Annotated in this window: 16 protein-coding genes; 11 read left to right on the top strand and 5 right to left on the bottom strand. The window is 66.1% G+C overall.

Annotated features, from left to right (window positions below):
• Positions 1–199: 199 nt before the first annotated feature.
• On the bottom strand, positions 200–1,453 hold the full coding sequence (locus ACT2B0_RS04875) for an MFS transporter (RefSeq protein ID WP_473462007.1): 1,254 nt from the start codon (positions 1,451–1,453) through the stop codon (positions 200–202).
• Between the two features lie 269 nt (positions 1,454–1,722).
• Between ACT2B0_RS04875 and ACT2B0_RS04870 the strand changes: the two genes are divergently transcribed.
• Together ACT2B0_RS04870 and ACT2B0_RS04865 are read left to right on the top strand one after the other, a co-directional pair.
• Entirely contained in the window at positions 1,723–2,394 is a 672-nt protein-coding gene (locus ACT2B0_RS04870; protein ID WP_473462005.1) for a spermidine synthase, read from the top strand.
• A 103-nt stretch (positions 2,395–2,497) separates the two neighbouring features.
• Entirely contained in the window at positions 2,498–2,851 is a 354-nt protein-coding gene (locus tag ACT2B0_RS04865) for a DUF2200 domain-containing protein (protein WP_473462003.1), read from the top strand.
• 44 nt (positions 2,852–2,895) lie between these two features.
• Here the strand turns inward: ACT2B0_RS04865 and ACT2B0_RS04860 are convergent, their stop codons facing one another.
• Positions 2,896–3,360: a P-loop nucleotide/nucleoside kinase family protein gene (locus tag ACT2B0_RS04860; RefSeq protein ID WP_473465791.1), complete on the bottom strand. Its 465-nt coding sequence runs from the start codon at positions 3,358–3,360 to the stop codon at positions 2,896–2,898.
• 357 nt (positions 3,361–3,717) lie between these two features.
• On the opposite strand from ACT2B0_RS04860, the gene ACT2B0_RS04855 reads away from it, so the two are divergent.
• From ACT2B0_RS04855 to ACT2B0_RS04845, 3 genes are read left to right on the top strand one after another with little or no spacing between them, the layout of a single operon-like run.
• Complete coding sequence (locus ACT2B0_RS04855) at positions 3,718–4,428, top strand: hypothetical protein (protein WP_348289054.1); 711 nt, start codon at positions 3,718–3,720, stop codon at positions 4,426–4,428.
• Positions 4,409–4,870, top strand: coding sequence for a DUF2019 domain-containing protein (locus ACT2B0_RS04850; RefSeq protein WP_348289057.1), 462 nt, complete (start codon positions 4,409–4,411; stop codon positions 4,868–4,870). The genes ACT2B0_RS04855 and ACT2B0_RS04850 overlap by 20 nt, the downstream gene beginning before the upstream one ends.
• Positions 4,871–4,924: 54 nt before the next feature.
• Complete coding sequence (locus ACT2B0_RS04845) at positions 4,925–5,815, top strand: HNH endonuclease (protein ID WP_348289060.1); 891 nt, start codon at positions 4,925–4,927, stop codon at positions 5,813–5,815.
• A 96-nt stretch (positions 5,816–5,911) separates the two neighbouring features.
• Here ACT2B0_RS04845 and ACT2B0_RS04840 read toward each other — a convergent pair whose 3' ends face one another.
• Positions 5,912–6,970, bottom strand: a complete 1,059-nt coding sequence (locus ACT2B0_RS04840; protein ID WP_473465790.1) for a calcium:cation antiporter — start codon at positions 6,968–6,970, stop codon at positions 5,912–5,914.
• A gap of 205 nt (positions 6,971–7,175) precedes the next feature.
• Positions 7,176–7,772, bottom strand: a complete 597-nt coding sequence (locus ACT2B0_RS04835; RefSeq protein WP_348289066.1) for a DUF922 domain-containing Zn-dependent protease — start codon at positions 7,770–7,772, stop codon at positions 7,176–7,178.
• A 159-nt stretch (positions 7,773–7,931) separates the two neighbouring features.
• Between ACT2B0_RS04835 and ACT2B0_RS04830 the strand changes: the two genes are divergently transcribed.
• Together ACT2B0_RS04830 and sugE are read left to right on the top strand one after the other, a co-directional pair.
• Positions 7,932–9,887: an ATP-binding protein gene (locus tag ACT2B0_RS04830; RefSeq protein ID WP_473461999.1), complete on the top strand. Its 1,956-nt coding sequence runs from the start codon at positions 7,932–7,934 to the stop codon at positions 9,885–9,887.
• Between the two features lie 43 nt (positions 9,888–9,930).
• On the top strand, positions 9,931–10,251 hold the full coding sequence (gene sugE / locus ACT2B0_RS04825; protein ID WP_473461996.1) for a quaternary ammonium compound efflux SMR transporter SugE: 321 nt from the start codon (positions 9,931–9,933) through the stop codon (positions 10,249–10,251).
• A gap of 117 nt (positions 10,252–10,368) precedes the next feature.
• On the opposite strand, the gene ACT2B0_RS04820 is transcribed toward sugE, so the two are convergent.
• A complete protein-coding gene (locus tag ACT2B0_RS04820; protein ID WP_348289072.1) occupies positions 10,369–10,635 on the bottom strand; it encodes an SEL1-like repeat protein in 267 nt (88 codons plus the stop codon).
• A 398-nt stretch (positions 10,636–11,033) separates the two neighbouring features.
• On the opposite strand from ACT2B0_RS04820, the gene ACT2B0_RS04815 reads away from it, so the two are divergent.
• From ACT2B0_RS04815 to ACT2B0_RS04800, 4 genes are all read left to right on the top strand, one after another.
• The gene (locus tag ACT2B0_RS04815) at positions 11,034–11,378 is read left to right on the top strand and encodes a DUF2147 domain-containing protein (RefSeq protein WP_473461994.1); all 345 of its coding nucleotides are present in this window, start codon (positions 11,034–11,036) and stop codon (positions 11,376–11,378) included.
• Between the two features lie 232 nt (positions 11,379–11,610).
• A complete protein-coding gene (locus ACT2B0_RS04810) occupies positions 11,611–11,778 on the top strand; it encodes a hypothetical protein (protein ID WP_164749965.1) in 168 nt (55 codons plus the stop codon).
• Positions 11,779–11,827: 49 nt separating this feature from the next.
• Complete coding sequence (locus ACT2B0_RS04805) at positions 11,828–12,025, top strand: hypothetical protein (RefSeq protein ID WP_348289079.1); 198 nt, start codon at positions 11,828–11,830, stop codon at positions 12,023–12,025.
• Between the two features lie 59 nt (positions 12,026–12,084).
• Positions 12,085–13,587, top strand: coding sequence for an AMP nucleosidase (locus ACT2B0_RS04800; protein WP_348289082.1), 1,503 nt, complete (start codon positions 12,085–12,087; stop codon positions 13,585–13,587).
• The last annotated feature ends 47 nt before the right edge of the window (positions 13,588–13,634 follow it).

Here is a 13,634-nt window from a genome sequence, read left to right as displayed (position 1 = left end):
TTGGATGGCGGGACGAAGGCCTCCGGACAATTGAACACGATCTGAAATCAACCGAACGGCGTAAAGCGATTATCAAGGCAGGCTTCGCCCTCGGTAGCGAATCTTACCTTGATCTGTACCTAACGAACCTACTTCGGATGTCCGAGTGGATGGAGTGGCAGTAAGCCCCGCCGGTTGAAGTCGCGTTGGCACTTCTCGGTCACGCTTCAGCCGCCTCCTCCTCGGTGCGCGCATCCATGGTGGCGAGCGTTTCCGGCGTCGCCGCCGGCAGCGCCGGCACCACCCGGAAATCGCTGCGCAGTTCGGGCGGCAGCGATTCCACGCGCCATGAGCGCCACAGGGCGTAGAGGCCGTAAACCGTATAGACGCCCCCGATCGCCATAAAAAAACCGTTCGGGCCGAAGCCATCCATCAGGCGCCCGCCAAGCTGCGGTCCGACCATGGTGCCGATCCCGTAGACGATCAGCAGCCCGCCCGAAACCTGCACGAACTCGTCCGAACTCGCCTGGTCGTTGGCATGGGCGACATTGAGCGCGTAGATGGTGAAGAGCACCGAACCCAGGGCAAACGTGCCCAGGATGATGCTGACCGGCCGCGTCGGCGCCAGCACCACCATGGCGACCGAGATGGCGACGCCGATGGCGCCGGCCAGCGCCATCACGTAGCGGCGGTCGACCCGGTCGGACAACTTGCCGAACGGCACCTGGAACAGCATGCCGCCGACCATGGCGGCGGTCAGCATCGCGGCAATGCCGGTCGAAGAGAGCCCGACCGCGCGCCCGTAAAGGGGCCCGAAATACATCCAGTTGCCGAAGATCACGCCGGCCAGCAGCGAGCCGACGACGGCCGCCGGCGACTTTCTGAACAGCCCCAGCGCGTTGATCCTGACCTCGGCCAGCGGCTGCGGCGCGGGCGCGACAGACAGCGCCACCGGGATCAGTGCGGCGCCAAAGGCCAGCGCGGCGATCATGAACAGGTTCGCCGATTTAACGTCGCCGAGCGGCAGGATGAACTGGCCCGCGGCGACGCCCGACATCGACACGATCATGTAGGCAGCGAACACTGCGCCGCGATTGGTATTGGCGACCCGCTCGTTCAGCCAGCTCTCCACTACCATATAGCCGCCGACCAGCGTCAGCCCGCCCATGGCGCGAAACACCGCCCAGGCCACCGGGTCGGTCACCATGGCGTGCAGCAGCATCGAGGCGGCGAGCGTCGTCTGCAGCACCGCGAACACCCTGATATGGCCGACCCGGCGCACGAAAAGCGGCGTGAGCAGGCATCCCGCGGTGAAGGCCAGGGCATAGCAGGTGCCGATCCAGGCAATGGTCGTCTGCGACCAGCCCTCGGCAGCCGCCCGCAACGGCACGACCACATTGCCGAGGCCGGTCCCCACCATCATCAGGAAGGTTCCAAGCAGGAGAGCGCCGAGCGGTCTGATCTCACGCAGCATGCCGAGGGTCCATTGGATCGGTCTTTGAGGCTTAACCCCTGTCCGCCCGGCGCAATCCCATGAAAACGTCCCGTGCATGCCGCATTTCAGCTAGCGCCCGCGACGAATTTCGCCACGACGTTGCGGCCTGCCGGCCACGCCGCTAGAAGCAGCCGGCAACAGGAGCGGAGTCCGGATGGCAAACCACCGCATCGCCGGCATGGCGCGATCCAGATTCGCGGTCCTTGGGGCATGAGCGCGGCGTTGCCGGCCCGGCTGGAGTTGCCGCAATGATCCCGTGGGAAACGCTCGACACCGCGACCGTGCCCGGCGGCCGGGAGACGCTGCGGCTGAAACGGCGCGGCGGCGAATTCTCCGTCATGCTGGGCAGCAACGAATTGATGAACAGCCGGCTGAGCGGCTCGGAGGAAGCGCTCGCCCGGCTGAGCATCGAGCGCCTGACCTCGCCCGCCCCGCGGCTGCTTGTCGGCGGCCTTGGCCTCGGTTTCACGCTGCGCGCCGCCCTGCCCCTTTTGCCGCCCAAAGCCCGCGTCACCGTGGCCGAACTGGTGCCGGCGGTGATTGCCTGGGCGCGCGGCCCGCTCGCCGCGCTGCACGGCGACAGCCTGACCGACCCGCGCGTGTCAATCGTGGAGGCCGATGTCGGCGCCGTCATCCGGGCGCAGCGGTCCAGGTGGGACGCCATCCTGCTCGACGTCGACAACGGCCCCGAAGGGCTGAGCCGGGCCGGCAACGATGCGCTCTACAGCGCCAGCGGCCTGGCCGCGGCCCACAACGCACTGGCGCCGGGCGGCGTCTTGTCGGTGTGGTCGGCCGGGCCCGATCGCGGCTTCACCCGCCGCCTGCGCGACACCGGCCTGGCGGTAGAAGAAATTTCCGTGCGCGCCGGCACCACCAGACGCGGCGCCCGCCACGTCATCTGGCTGGCAAGTAAGGCCTGACCGCCGCACCATCCGCGCACCACGAGGCGCGCCGGCCTTGCATTTGGCGGCCGCCCGTCCCAGGCTCCGCCGCGCCACGCACCACGATCACCGGGGAGCCCTGATGGCCAGGCACCGCATCTACACGACGAGTTTCGCCAGCGTCTATCCGCACTATGTCGCCAAGGCCGAGAAGAAGGGGCGCACGAAGCAGGAGGTCGACGAGATTATCGCCTGGCTGACCGGCTACGGCGCCGCCGAGCTCGACGCCGTGCTCGCGGCAAAGACCGATTTCGAGACCTTCTTCGCCGAGGCGCCGAAACCCAATCCGGCCCGCGACAAGGTCACCGGCGTGATCTGCGGCGTGCGCGTGGAAGAGGTCGAGGAGACGACGATGCGCGAGATCCGCATCCTCGACAAGCTGGTCGACGAACTCGCCAAGGGCAAGGCGATGGAGAAGATCTTGCGGACGACCTGACGCGCCCGCGCCGCATTCGCCGCCCCCGGGCGCGCCGCTCGCCCCTATCCCTGATCATGCAGGACGATCGAAAACCCCTCTTCCGCCGATGGCTCGACGAAGTGGCTGGTAAAAAGGTCGAATTCGGCCTCGCTCACCCGGTATTCGTGCTCGCCCCTCGCGTTGCGGGCGCCGAGCCTCGCCTTGCACACGGCGTCGCTTGCCCTGAGATAATGCAACTCGTGCGCCGCACCGGCCTTTTCGAAGATGGCGCGCATCCAGGCGCGCGAGGCAGGCGTGTTGGCCTGGAAGTCGAGCACCACTGAGACCGAGCGCAGCAGGTCGGCGGCCAGCGGCGCCATGGCCTCGCGCAGCCGCCGCGTGCAGCGCGCATAGTCTTCGATTGTCGCGATCTCGCCCGGATAGAGCCGCGCCAGCCAGAAATCCTCGCTGACCAGCACGGTGTCCGGCGCCTGCGCCAGCCTCGCCGCCAGCGTCGACTTGCCGGAGGCGATCTTGCCGCAGATCATCAGGAGCTTGGGACGAGACAATTGCTTTTCCGTTCTGGTGAGCGGGCCGGCGCGGATCACAGAAATTTTTGGGCCGGGCGTCAAGCGTGGTGATGGCACTCCGCTTCGAATACGGCTGGCTGCACTCGTCCCTTGCGGCTGTCGCCGCGCCCGACCCGGTCGCGGTCGTCATCCCAAAGCCCGAGCCGGCTGATATCGCGCCCAGCGCCCGCGATGTCCGTCCCGACTTTGGTCGCCATCCTCGGGCCTGACCCGAGGATCCATGCCTGAACGGTCCCGACCGACGCCTACGACACCAAACTTATCCACGCCTGCCGGCCCGCCGGTGTCCTTCCCGCAGTGAGCCGAGGACATGGAATGCGCGGACCCGACCTCACAGTGAAATACAACCGGCTCATTTGGAATCTCGCCGCGGAACGCGTGCGCCGCGCCGGCAGCGGGATGCGATCGGTCATCAAAGCAAACCCAAACTGGCACCTCCAGCCGCGAGCGCTGGCAGGAACGCCCGGGGGTGGGCAGTGGATCGCTTATCTCGCCACCGGCGCTGCATCGATCCTGCCCGTCCTGATGCGCCTGGGCCCGAAGGCCGTGCGCCTCTTCCGCGAGATCGCTCGCCGCGTCGGGCCGACGCTCCGCCGGCTGCCGAAACAATGGGGCGAGAAGTCGAAGTTTCCCGACGAGGAGGAATTCGATACGGAAACACGCAGGATCGACCCCATGTCGCGGCAACGGCCGGGCCAGCCGGTGCTGCGGTTCCGGAACGAGCGCGAACTGCGCAATTACCTCGGACCCGCAGGTCCCGGCCGTGAATGGCATCACATCGTCGAGAAAAGACTGGAGGTGCTTTTTTCGCCTGAACTCATTCACAGCACGGACAACATCATCAACCTGCCGGTTGACCTGCACCGCCACATCAATGGCAAGATGAGCCGCAAGTCGTCGGCCACGAACGATATCGTTCGCCGCTTCTACGTAAGTCGGTTCTCGTTTCGCGACCAATACAATCACGGCATCGACTTGATCAGAGAGGCAGCGGAAGAACTTGGCTATGACCCGGACAATCTCTGACAAGCCGACTGACGCGCTCGTGGCCGCCCTGGTCGAATACGAGGAGCAGCGGCGGCTCGCGATCCGCCGCGAGGACACGCCGGCCGCAAACCGGCTCTACGACAAGACGGTCCCCATCCTGAAAGAACTGGTGCTGAGAGAGCCCGAGGGCCGCGACGCGCTGGAGGCCCTGCTTCAGCATGCCTCGGCCTTCGTTCGCCTGTCGGCGGCGGCAAAGGTGCTCGGCTGGGCTCCGAACAAGGCAATCCCGGTTCTGGGGCGGCTTTACACCGAGGACCTCAAACCCGCCTACTCCCCCGCCGAGAGCGGTGACGTCCGCCTGACCGCGAAAGAATTGCTCTACCGCCATTTCGGCATTCGCAGCTTCAATCCGAACCATCTCATCGAGCCGCTCAAGGCCTACGGCATCGACTGGCCCTACCGGCCGCATTTCGATCGCTAGGCTGCCGCCTAGCGGGAGATAGTCGGCACGCGAATATCGCGCTACGAAGGCTTCATGTCCTTCGGCGTCTTCATTCATCGCTCCGATTCGATCTACGACGACAGCCCATCGGAGCGCTACCAGTTCCCGCCGATGTATCTCAGCCGTGTGGAAGCCTGCGTCGGCGGCTGGATCGTCTATCTGGAGCCGACCAAGGTCCCTGCCACGCGCGGCTATTTTGCGGTGGCAAAAGTTCAAGAGGTGATCGCTGATCCAGCAGTGCCCGGCATGTATCTCGCGATCATCGAGCCAGGCAGCTATCTCGATTTTGCCGATCCGGTGCCGTTCAGCGGTCCTGACGGCGTCATCGAGCGTGGCCTTCTGAACGAGGCCGGCAGGATTTCCGGCCGTGCCCAGGCTGCCGTGCGCCCGCTCGCACCGGTCGATTTTCACCGTATCCTTGCCGCCGGACTGGGTGACGAGGACGCGGTTTTGCCGCGGGTCGGCGAGGCGGCCCGCTACGAGATCGACGAGGAGCAGGTGCCGTTCGAGCACGAGCGCGAGCGCGTGATACAACTGACGTCGCGGATCGTGCGCGACCGCGTCTTCCGCCGCGTCGTGCTTCGTGCCTATGGCGAGCGCTGCGCCGTCACCGGCCTGAAGCTGATCAACGGGCGCGGGCGCGCCGAGGTCGAGGCCGCCCATATCCGCCCGGTGGAGGCAAATGGGCCGGACAGTCTGCGCAATGGCATAGCGCTTTCGGGCACCGCCCACTGGATGTTCGATCGCGGCCTGATTTCGCTTGCCGACGATTTCGGCATCCTGGTGTCGCGGCAGGTCAACGACCAGGACAGCGTGCGGGCGATGATCAACCGCAGCGGGCGTGCCCTCGTTCCCGATCGCGGCCTGCAACGCCCGCATCCGCGATTTCTCGCCTGGCACCGCGAGCACTGCTTCAAGGCGTAAGCGGCACGGCGGGGAACGCGCCGATGATCCGCGCGGCCGACCGCCGCTCGCCAGCCCTCGCGATCGCGGCCTTTCGACGGCCCGCCTTCGCCGCCGCTACGGCGCGGCGGCCAGCAGCACGAAGCAGGCGAAGATCACCAGATGCACCACGCCCTGCAGGATGGTGGTGCGGCCGGTCGCCAGCGTCAGCGTGCCGGAAAACAGGGTCAGCGCCAGAAGCACGACATGTTCGCCCTCGAGCCCGAGCGTGAGCGGCTTGCCGAGCAGGAAGGAGGCGATCGCGATCGCCGGGATCGACAGGCCGACGCTGGCGATCGCCGAACCGGTCGACACGTTGAGGCTGGTCTGCAGACGGTTGAGGGCGGCCGCGCGCACCGCCGTCATGCCTTCGGGCAGCAAGACGATGGCGGCGATCACCACCCCGACAAAGGCCTCGGCGAAGCCGATCGCCGTAACGCCCTTTTCGACCGCCGGCGCCAGCGCCTCGGCCAGCATGATGACGGCGGCCAGCGACAAAGCCAGAAACGCCGCGCCGAGCGCGGTCTTGCCGTTCGAGGGCACGGCGTGGCCGGCGGCCTCGCCCGGGGTGGAGATGTCGAGGAAATCACCGCGATGACGCACGGTCTGAACGAACAAAAACGTGCCGTAAAGCACCAGCGACACCACGGTAACGAAGGCGAGCTGGACGGTTGAATAATAAGGGCCTTCGACGGCCAGGGTGAAATTCGGCAGGATCAGGGTCAGTGTCGCCAACACGCCGACCACGGAAAAGGCGGCGACCGCGCCGTGGCTCTGGAAGGACTGCTCGCGGTGGCGCAGGCCGCCGGTCAACAGACACAGGCCGACCACGCCGTTCAGCACCAGCATGACTGTGGCGAACACGGTGTCGCGCGCGACGGTGACGTCGCCCTCCGACGGCGCCAGCATCATCGACACGATCAGCGCCACCTCGATGACGGTGACCGCGCCGGCCAGCACGATCGACCCGAACGGCTCGCCGACGCGCGCGGAGATGATTTCGGCGAAATGCACGGCCGAAAACACCGTCGCGACCAGCACGGTACCGGCGAGCGCCAGGAAGGGCACCGATGTCTCCTCGACAATGTGGAGCTGTTCGAGCGCGATCAGCACGACCGCGGCGAGCGGGGCCAGCATCGGCCGCCAGGCGGCGCCGTAAGAGGCTGCATGCTGCGGCTCCGGATCGGTTGCGCCGTTCATGGTATCACCCTCCGCCCTTCAATGGTCGCCCGCCTTGTCCGCCGCAGCACCGCCCGGCCGCGACCGGCATCCATCCCGCAGGATCACGCCTTACCGGTTGAAGCTGTCCAGAGGGTTAAGACAATCGGACGCCGGGACGACCTCATCCGCCATTGACCAGCGCCAGCACCAGTTGCTGGACGTTGCCGCCCTGGCTCATTTCGACCCGGTCGAACTCACGGCTCTTGCGGCGCTGTTCCTGCGACAGCGCGGCCAGTTTTTCGGTCAGCTCGACGCGGATCTTCCGGCATTTGGGATCGTTTTCGGTCCGCAGCCCGACCGAGACCGCCTCGATCTTTTCGACCAATTCCACGATCAGCGCGCCATGCACGCGCTCGTGTTTTTCGATCCCGTCGATGAAGCGCTTCCAGCGCGGACGCGTGTCGGGCGGCAGCGTGCCCTTCGGTTTCGGCAGCCGATAGGTGATGATAAGATGAGGCCGCGCGGCGGCAAGCGTGCAGCCGCCCCGCTCCGGCACGTAGTTGCGCGACCATTTCAGGTCGAAATCGGTATAGGCGATGGCGCGGCCGACGCCGATCTTCGGGCCGTTCTCGCCGATCGAGCGATAAAGCTCGATGCCGGTTCGCCCCGAGATCGCGTAGGTCACGATTTTCTCGACCGGTTTCCAGTCAGCCGCCGCCGCCGGCAACGAGACCGGCAGACCGGCAAGGAAACAGAAAACGCGCAGGCCGGTCCGCAATCGATGATCCTCTTTGCCGTTCGGTTCGACGGGGTGCAGTGACAGGCACTGTTCACAAACGGCCCGATTTGGCAAGCTTCCCGCGCCGGCGCCGGCTGGACTTGGCCGCCCGGACATGGCTTAACCGGCGGGTCGTTGGGCGCCTTTCGTGGAGGATGAATGTTTTCCAAGATCCTGATCGCCAATCGCGGCGAGATCGCCTGTCGCGTCATCCGCACCGCGCGGCGCCTCGGCGTCAAGACGGTCGCGGTCTATTCCGAGGCCGACCGGCGCTCCATGCATGTGGCGATGGCCGACGAGGCGGTGGCGATCGGCCCCGCGCCGGTGGCGGAAAGCTATCTGGTCGGCGACCGGATCATCGAGGCGGCGCGCGAGACCGGCGCCGAGGCGATCCATCCCGGCTACGGCTTCCTGTCGGAAAATCCCGATTTCGTCGACCAGGTGGTCGCCGCCGGGCTGGTGTTCATCGGCCCGTCGGCCGATTCGATCCGCGCCATGGGCCTGAAGGACGCCGCCAAGCGGCTGATGGAAAAGGCCGGCGTGCCGGTCGTGCCGGGTTATCACGGCGACGGCCAGGCGCTGGTGCTTCTGGCCGGCAAGGCCAAGGAGATCGGCTATCCGGTGCTCATCAAGGCGCGCGCCGGCGGCGGCGGCAAGGGCATGCGCCGCGTCGACGACCCGGCCGATTTCGCCGAGGCGCTGGCGGCCGCGCAGCGCGAGGCCAAGGCGGCCTTCGGCGATCCCCGGGTGCTGATCGAAAAATATGTCGAAAAACCCCGCCATATCGAGGTGCAGGTGTTCGGCGACAATCACGGCCATGCGGTCCATCTTTACGAACGCGACTGCTCGGCCCAGCGCCGTCACCAGAAGGTGATCGAGGAGGCGCCCGCACCGGGCATGACCGCCGAGATGCGCGCGGCCATGACCGCGGCGGCGGTGAAGGCGGCGATGGCGATCGACTATAGCGGCGCCGGCACGATCGAGTTCATCGTCGACGCCTCGGACGGGCTCAGGCCGGACCGGTTCTGGTTCATGGAGATGAACACGCGACTGCAGGTCGAGCATCCCGTCACCGAGATGGTGACCGGCGTCGACCTGGTCGAGTGGCAATTGCGCGTCGCCGCCGGCGAGACCCTGCCCAAGACGCAGGAGGACATCCGGCTCGACGGCCACGCCTTCGAAGCGCGGATCTATGCCGAGGACGCCACGCGCGATTTCCTGCCGGCGATCGGCACCCTGCACCATCTGGAGTTTCCGCGCCGGCTCGGCGACGACACGAGCGTGCGCGTCGACACCGGGGTTGCGGCCGGGGACGCGATCTCGCCCTTCTACGACCCGATGATCGCCAAGCTGATCACCAAGGGCGCCGACCGCGCGGCAGCACTTGGCGGCCTGGTCGCGGCACTCGAAAAAACCCAGGTCGCGGGCTCGACCGTCAACATCCCGTTTTTGGCCGCGCTTGCCGGCGACGCCGATTTTGCCGCCGGCGACGTCGACACCGGCATGATCGCGCGCAAGCAGGAGGCCCTGACCGCGATCGCTCCGCCCGGCGCGGCGATCGTGGCGCGCGCCGCGCTCGCCGCCTCCGGCGCGGTGCACGACGCGACCTCGGCCGATCCATGGGACACGCTTGCCGGTTATGCGCATTTCAACCCGATCGCCCGGCGCGTGCGGCTTGTCCGCGACGGCGAGGAGATCACGGCCAGCGTCACCGCCCGGCCAGGCGGCGCCTTCGCGGTCGGGCTCGGCGCCAAGAACGAATTCGTGTTCGACGCGCTGCATGCCAGTTCGGCAGCGGTCGCGCTGTGGCCCGGCCACGTGACCGTGTTCGAGGGCGCGGTCGGACACAGTTTCTCAATCCCCGACCCGGTGGCCGAGGCCGAGGAACAGGCCGCCGGAACCGACACGATCCGCGCCCCGATGCCGGGGCTGGTCAAGGTGGCGCGCGCGGCCGAGGGCGAGCGGGTCACGAAAGGCCAGGCGCTGCTGGTGCTGGAGGCGATGAAGATGGAACACACCATCGCAGCCGGCCAGGACGGCACGATCGCCGAAATCGTGACCGAGGGCGCGCAGGTCACCGACGGCACGGTACTGGTACGCTTCGCCGCCGATTGATTGCCCTTCGCGGCGAACGGTTCGCTTATCGAAAGGACCGCAGATGGCCTGGGTGATGTTGTTTTTTGCCGGTCTGTTCGAGATCGGCTGGGCGATCGGGCTCAAATATACCGAAGGCTTCAGCCGTCTGGTGCCGTCCGTGCTGACGGTGGCGGCGATGGCGATCAGCTTTTATCTGTTGAGCGCGGCCTTGCGCACCCTTCCGGTGGGCACGGCCTACGCGGTGTGGACCGGCATCGGGGCGGTCGGCACGGCAATCCTGGGCATCGTGCTGTTCGGCGAGCCGGCGACGGCGGGCAGGCTTACCTGCATCGCGCTGATCGTGGCCGGCATTCTGGGCCTGAAAGTCTTTTCTGCCACCTGAGACGCGGCCCAAAACACGAAAGCCGCGACGGCCCGTCGATGGCCAGCGCGGCTTTCGCAATTGGCGAGGAACCGGCGGCTTTCGCCCCCGCCCGCCTCCCGGCCGTGAGGGCCGGGCTCAATGCATGGTCATCCATTCGCGCGCCTCGCGCAGCGCGCGGGCAATTTCCATCTTGGACATGGAGGCGGCGATCTCGCCGCGCAGCGCGACCGCGCGCTCCGAGCCCTTGATGGCGGCAATGTTGAACCATTTGTGCGCCGCCACCATGTCGACGTCGCAATCGCGGCCCGTCGCATACATCATACCGAGCTCGAACAGAATGTCGGCCTGGGCCGTGTTTCCGATATCGCCGACACCGGCTTCAAGCATCTCATATCGCGCCATTTTTCAGTCCCCTGTTATCTCGTTCTGGCGGCCTGTCTGACGTTGTCGCGCCGCCGTTTCGATGGTTTCGAGAATGGCGGCGAGGCTTGAATCCGCCGTTAAATGGAGTGCTTAATTTGGAGAAAATGAAATGAAAACAAGATGTAAACCGAGGGATTCGTTAAGCATCACACCCAGCGGATTCCCGGGCAATCGGCGCCGTTGTCGTTAAAATGCCGATGGGCGCCGGCAAGGTTTGGCTAACCACGGCCACGAATGGGCCCATGAGGACGGCGCGAAAACCCGCTCACCAGATCGGCACGAATTCCCACGCGTGACGACTTCCGCTGCGACGCAAGCTGGTTTACGTTGACGTTCGCGTAAGCGGAGGGGCTGAAGCCCGACCAGGGAGGAAACGGATGAAGAGACTTTTCGCGATCAGCCTTGCGGCCGTCATTTTTTCGGCCGGAGCGGCCTTGGCCGACCCGATCGAAGGCAACTGGACGACGGAGTCCGGCGAAACCGCCGGTATCTCCAAATGCGGCGGCAGTTTCTGCATCACGCTGAAGACCGGAGCCCACAAGGGCAAGCAGATCGGCAAGATGCAGGCGACCGGCAACGGCAAATACAAGGGCAAGATCACCGACCCCGCCGACGACAAGACCTATTCGGGCAAGGCGTCGCTGTCGGGGTCCGCGATGAAGATGAGCGGCTGCGTATTCGGCGGGCTGCTGTGCCAGTCGCAGGCCTGGAACAAGCAGTAGGCCGCGCCGGAAACAAAGGCACGGCCATAGCGGGCGGCCGGAAACCGGCCCCGGATGAGACTTGGCAAACCCCGTCGCTCCGCGGCGGGGTTTTTCGTTGTAGACGGGCGACAGCGGCGCACGGACTTTCTTCTTCCCGCCCGCGCGTGACCACATGAACGGCCGATGAACGGCGCTCTCAGGGCAGGTTCAGGCCCGTCATGGGAAAAGGTGGCGCAAGAAGGGAAAACACATGCTCGCGCGCCGCCTCACCATCGTTTCGCTGCTCATCCTGATTTTCGGGTTCGGCTTTTCGATCCTCGTCGCCGAAGGCAGCCGCCCGGCGCGTTCGTTCGAAATCGGCCTGTTCATCCCGTGTGTGTTCGAACAGGGCCTGGTCTGCACGCCGCCGGCGCGCTGAGACGGCGCGTCCAAAAAGCCATAACGCCAATCCGGAAAGCTCCCCCACAGTGAACACTCCAGTCGCCCGTATCCCGGCGGTGCTCGCCGCCGCCGCCCGCTTCGCTGTTCTCGCCGCGGCCTTGTGCGTGCCGCTTCTCGCCATGCCGGCGAAGGGCGGAAACGAAGCGATCCTCGTCGGCGGCGACATCGGCGCGACCAGCGGCGCCGGGCTGGTGATCGTCATGGGTCTGCGGCGGGCGCGATAATCCGCCGCGAGGTCGTTGCCCCCCCTCCCCGAACGCGCCGAGTCTCTCTATAATGGGATATGGAAAAGCGAATCTACCCACAGCCGATCGAAACGATCGAACGACCCGAACCCTATATCCGCCAGAGTTTCACCGACGCCAAGGCGGCGGTGCGGGCGCTCAAGGCGCTTTATGAACGCAACACCGCGTTTTTGCGCACATCCTTCAACGGCCTCGCCGACGGCGGGGCGGTCGACCGGCGCTACCGCGCCTATTACCCCGAGATCGGCGTCACCGTGTCGAGCTACGACCAGATCGACACGCGGCTCGCCTACGGGCACATGCCCTCGCCAGGCCAATATTCGACGACAATCACACGGCCGGACCTGTTCGAAACCTACCTGATCGATCAGCTGGGGCTGATTATCCGCAATCATGGCGTGCCGATCACCGTGTGCGAGTCCGAAACCCCGATTCCGCTGCATTTCGCGTTCGGCGAAGGCGCCTATGTCGAAGCGACGGTTGCCGACAGCATTCAGCGGCCGCTGCGCGATCTGTTCGACGTGCCCGACCTCAACGGCACGGACGACCATATCGTCAACGGCACACACGAACTCGGCATGGGCGAACCGATGCCGATCGCGCCGTTCACCGCCCAACGGATCGACTATTCGCTGCATCGGCTGTCGCACTACACCGCCACCAGCGCGACTCATTTCCAGAACTTCGTTCTGTTCACCAACTATCAGTTCTATATCGACGAATTCTGCGCCCATGCGCGCACGCTGATGGCCAGGGGCGGCGAAGGCTACACAAGCTTCGTCGAACCGGGCAATCTTGTCACCGCGGCCGGTGAAAGCACGCCGGGAAGCGGCCAGGCCGCGCCGCGGCTGCCGCAGATGCCGGCCTATCATCTCACCCGGCCCGACCATTCGGGCATCACCATGGTCAATATCGGCGTCGGCCCGTCCAACGCCAAGACCATCACCGACCACATCGCGGTGCTTCGGCCGCATGCCTGGCTGATGCTGGGCCATTGCGCGGGGCTGAGAAACACGCAGGCGCTCGGCGATTACGTGCTGGCGCATGCCTATGTGCGCGAGGACCACGTGCTGGACGACGATCTGCCGGTGTGGGTGCCGATCCCGGCGCTGGCCGAAGTGCAGGTGGCCATGCAGGAGGCGGTCGCGGAAGTCACCGGGCTCGCCGGCTACGAGCTCAAGCGCATCATGCGCACCGGCACGGTGGCCACGATCGACAACCGCAACTGGGAACTGCGCGACCAGCGCGGGCCGGTGCAGCGGCTGTCGCAGTCGCGGGCGATCGCGCTCGACATGGAATCGGCCACCATCGCGGCCAACGGGTTCCGCTTCCGGGTGCCCTACGGCACGCTGCTATGCGTTTCGGACAAACCGCTGCACGGCGAGTTGAAGCTGCCGGGCATGGCGACCGACTTCTACAAACGCCAGGTCGCCCAGCATCTGACGATCGGCATCCGCGCGCTGGAAAAGCTCGCCGAAATGCCGCCCGAGCGGTTGCATTCACGCAAGCTCAGGAGCTTTTCGGAAACCGCCTTCCAATAGTGCGGCGCGACCATGATCGTGCCGCACTTGCAGGCTTCAAGGCGAGG

The organism is Nitratireductor sp. J20-h4 (genome assembly GCF_056780505.1).
This window is presented reverse-complemented; position numbering and strand designations above follow the sequence as displayed.

Coding starts and splice junctions, on each gene's coding strand:
- ACT2B0_RS04875 (WP_473462007.1), bottom strand. CDS start 1,453: ATGCTGCGTGAGATCAGACCGCTCGGCGCTCTCCTGCTTGGAACCTTC.
- ACT2B0_RS04870 (WP_473462005.1), top strand. CDS start 1,723: ATGATCCCGTGGGAAACGCTCGACACCGCGACCGTGCCCGGCGGCCGG.
- ACT2B0_RS04865 (WP_473462003.1), top strand. CDS start 2,498: ATGGCCAGGCACCGCATCTACACGACGAGTTTCGCCAGCGTCTATCCG.
- ACT2B0_RS04860 (WP_473465791.1), bottom strand. CDS start 3,360: ATGATCTGCGGCAAGATCGCCTCCGGCAAGTCGACGCTGGCGGCGAGG.
- ACT2B0_RS04855 (WP_348289054.1), top strand. CDS start 3,718: ATGCGCGGACCCGACCTCACAGTGAAATACAACCGGCTCATTTGGAAT.
- ACT2B0_RS04850 (WP_348289057.1), top strand. CDS start 4,409: ATGACCCGGACAATCTCTGACAAGCCGACTGACGCGCTCGTGGCCGCC.
- ACT2B0_RS04845 (WP_348289060.1), top strand. CDS start 4,925: ATGTCCTTCGGCGTCTTCATTCATCGCTCCGATTCGATCTACGACGAC.
- ACT2B0_RS04840 (WP_473465790.1), bottom strand. CDS start 6,970: ATGCTGGCCCCGCTCGCCGCGGTCGTGCTGATCGCGCTCGAACAGCTC.
- ACT2B0_RS04830 (WP_473461999.1), top strand. CDS start 7,932: ATGTTTTCCAAGATCCTGATCGCCAATCGCGGCGAGATCGCCTGTCGC.
- sugE (WP_473461996.1), top strand. CDS start 9,931: ATGGCCTGGGTGATGTTGTTTTTTGCCGGTCTGTTCGAGATCGGCTGG.
- ACT2B0_RS04820 (WP_348289072.1), bottom strand. CDS start 10,635: ATGGCGCGATATGAGATGCTTGAAGCCGGTGTCGGCGATATCGGAAAC.
- ACT2B0_RS04815 (WP_473461994.1), top strand. CDS start 11,034: ATGAAGAGACTTTTCGCGATCAGCCTTGCGGCCGTCATTTTTTCGGCC.
- ACT2B0_RS04810 (WP_164749965.1), top strand. CDS start 11,611: ATGCTCGCGCGCCGCCTCACCATCGTTTCGCTGCTCATCCTGATTTTC.
- ACT2B0_RS04800 (WP_348289082.1), top strand. CDS start 12,085: ATGGAAAAGCGAATCTACCCACAGCCGATCGAAACGATCGAACGACCC.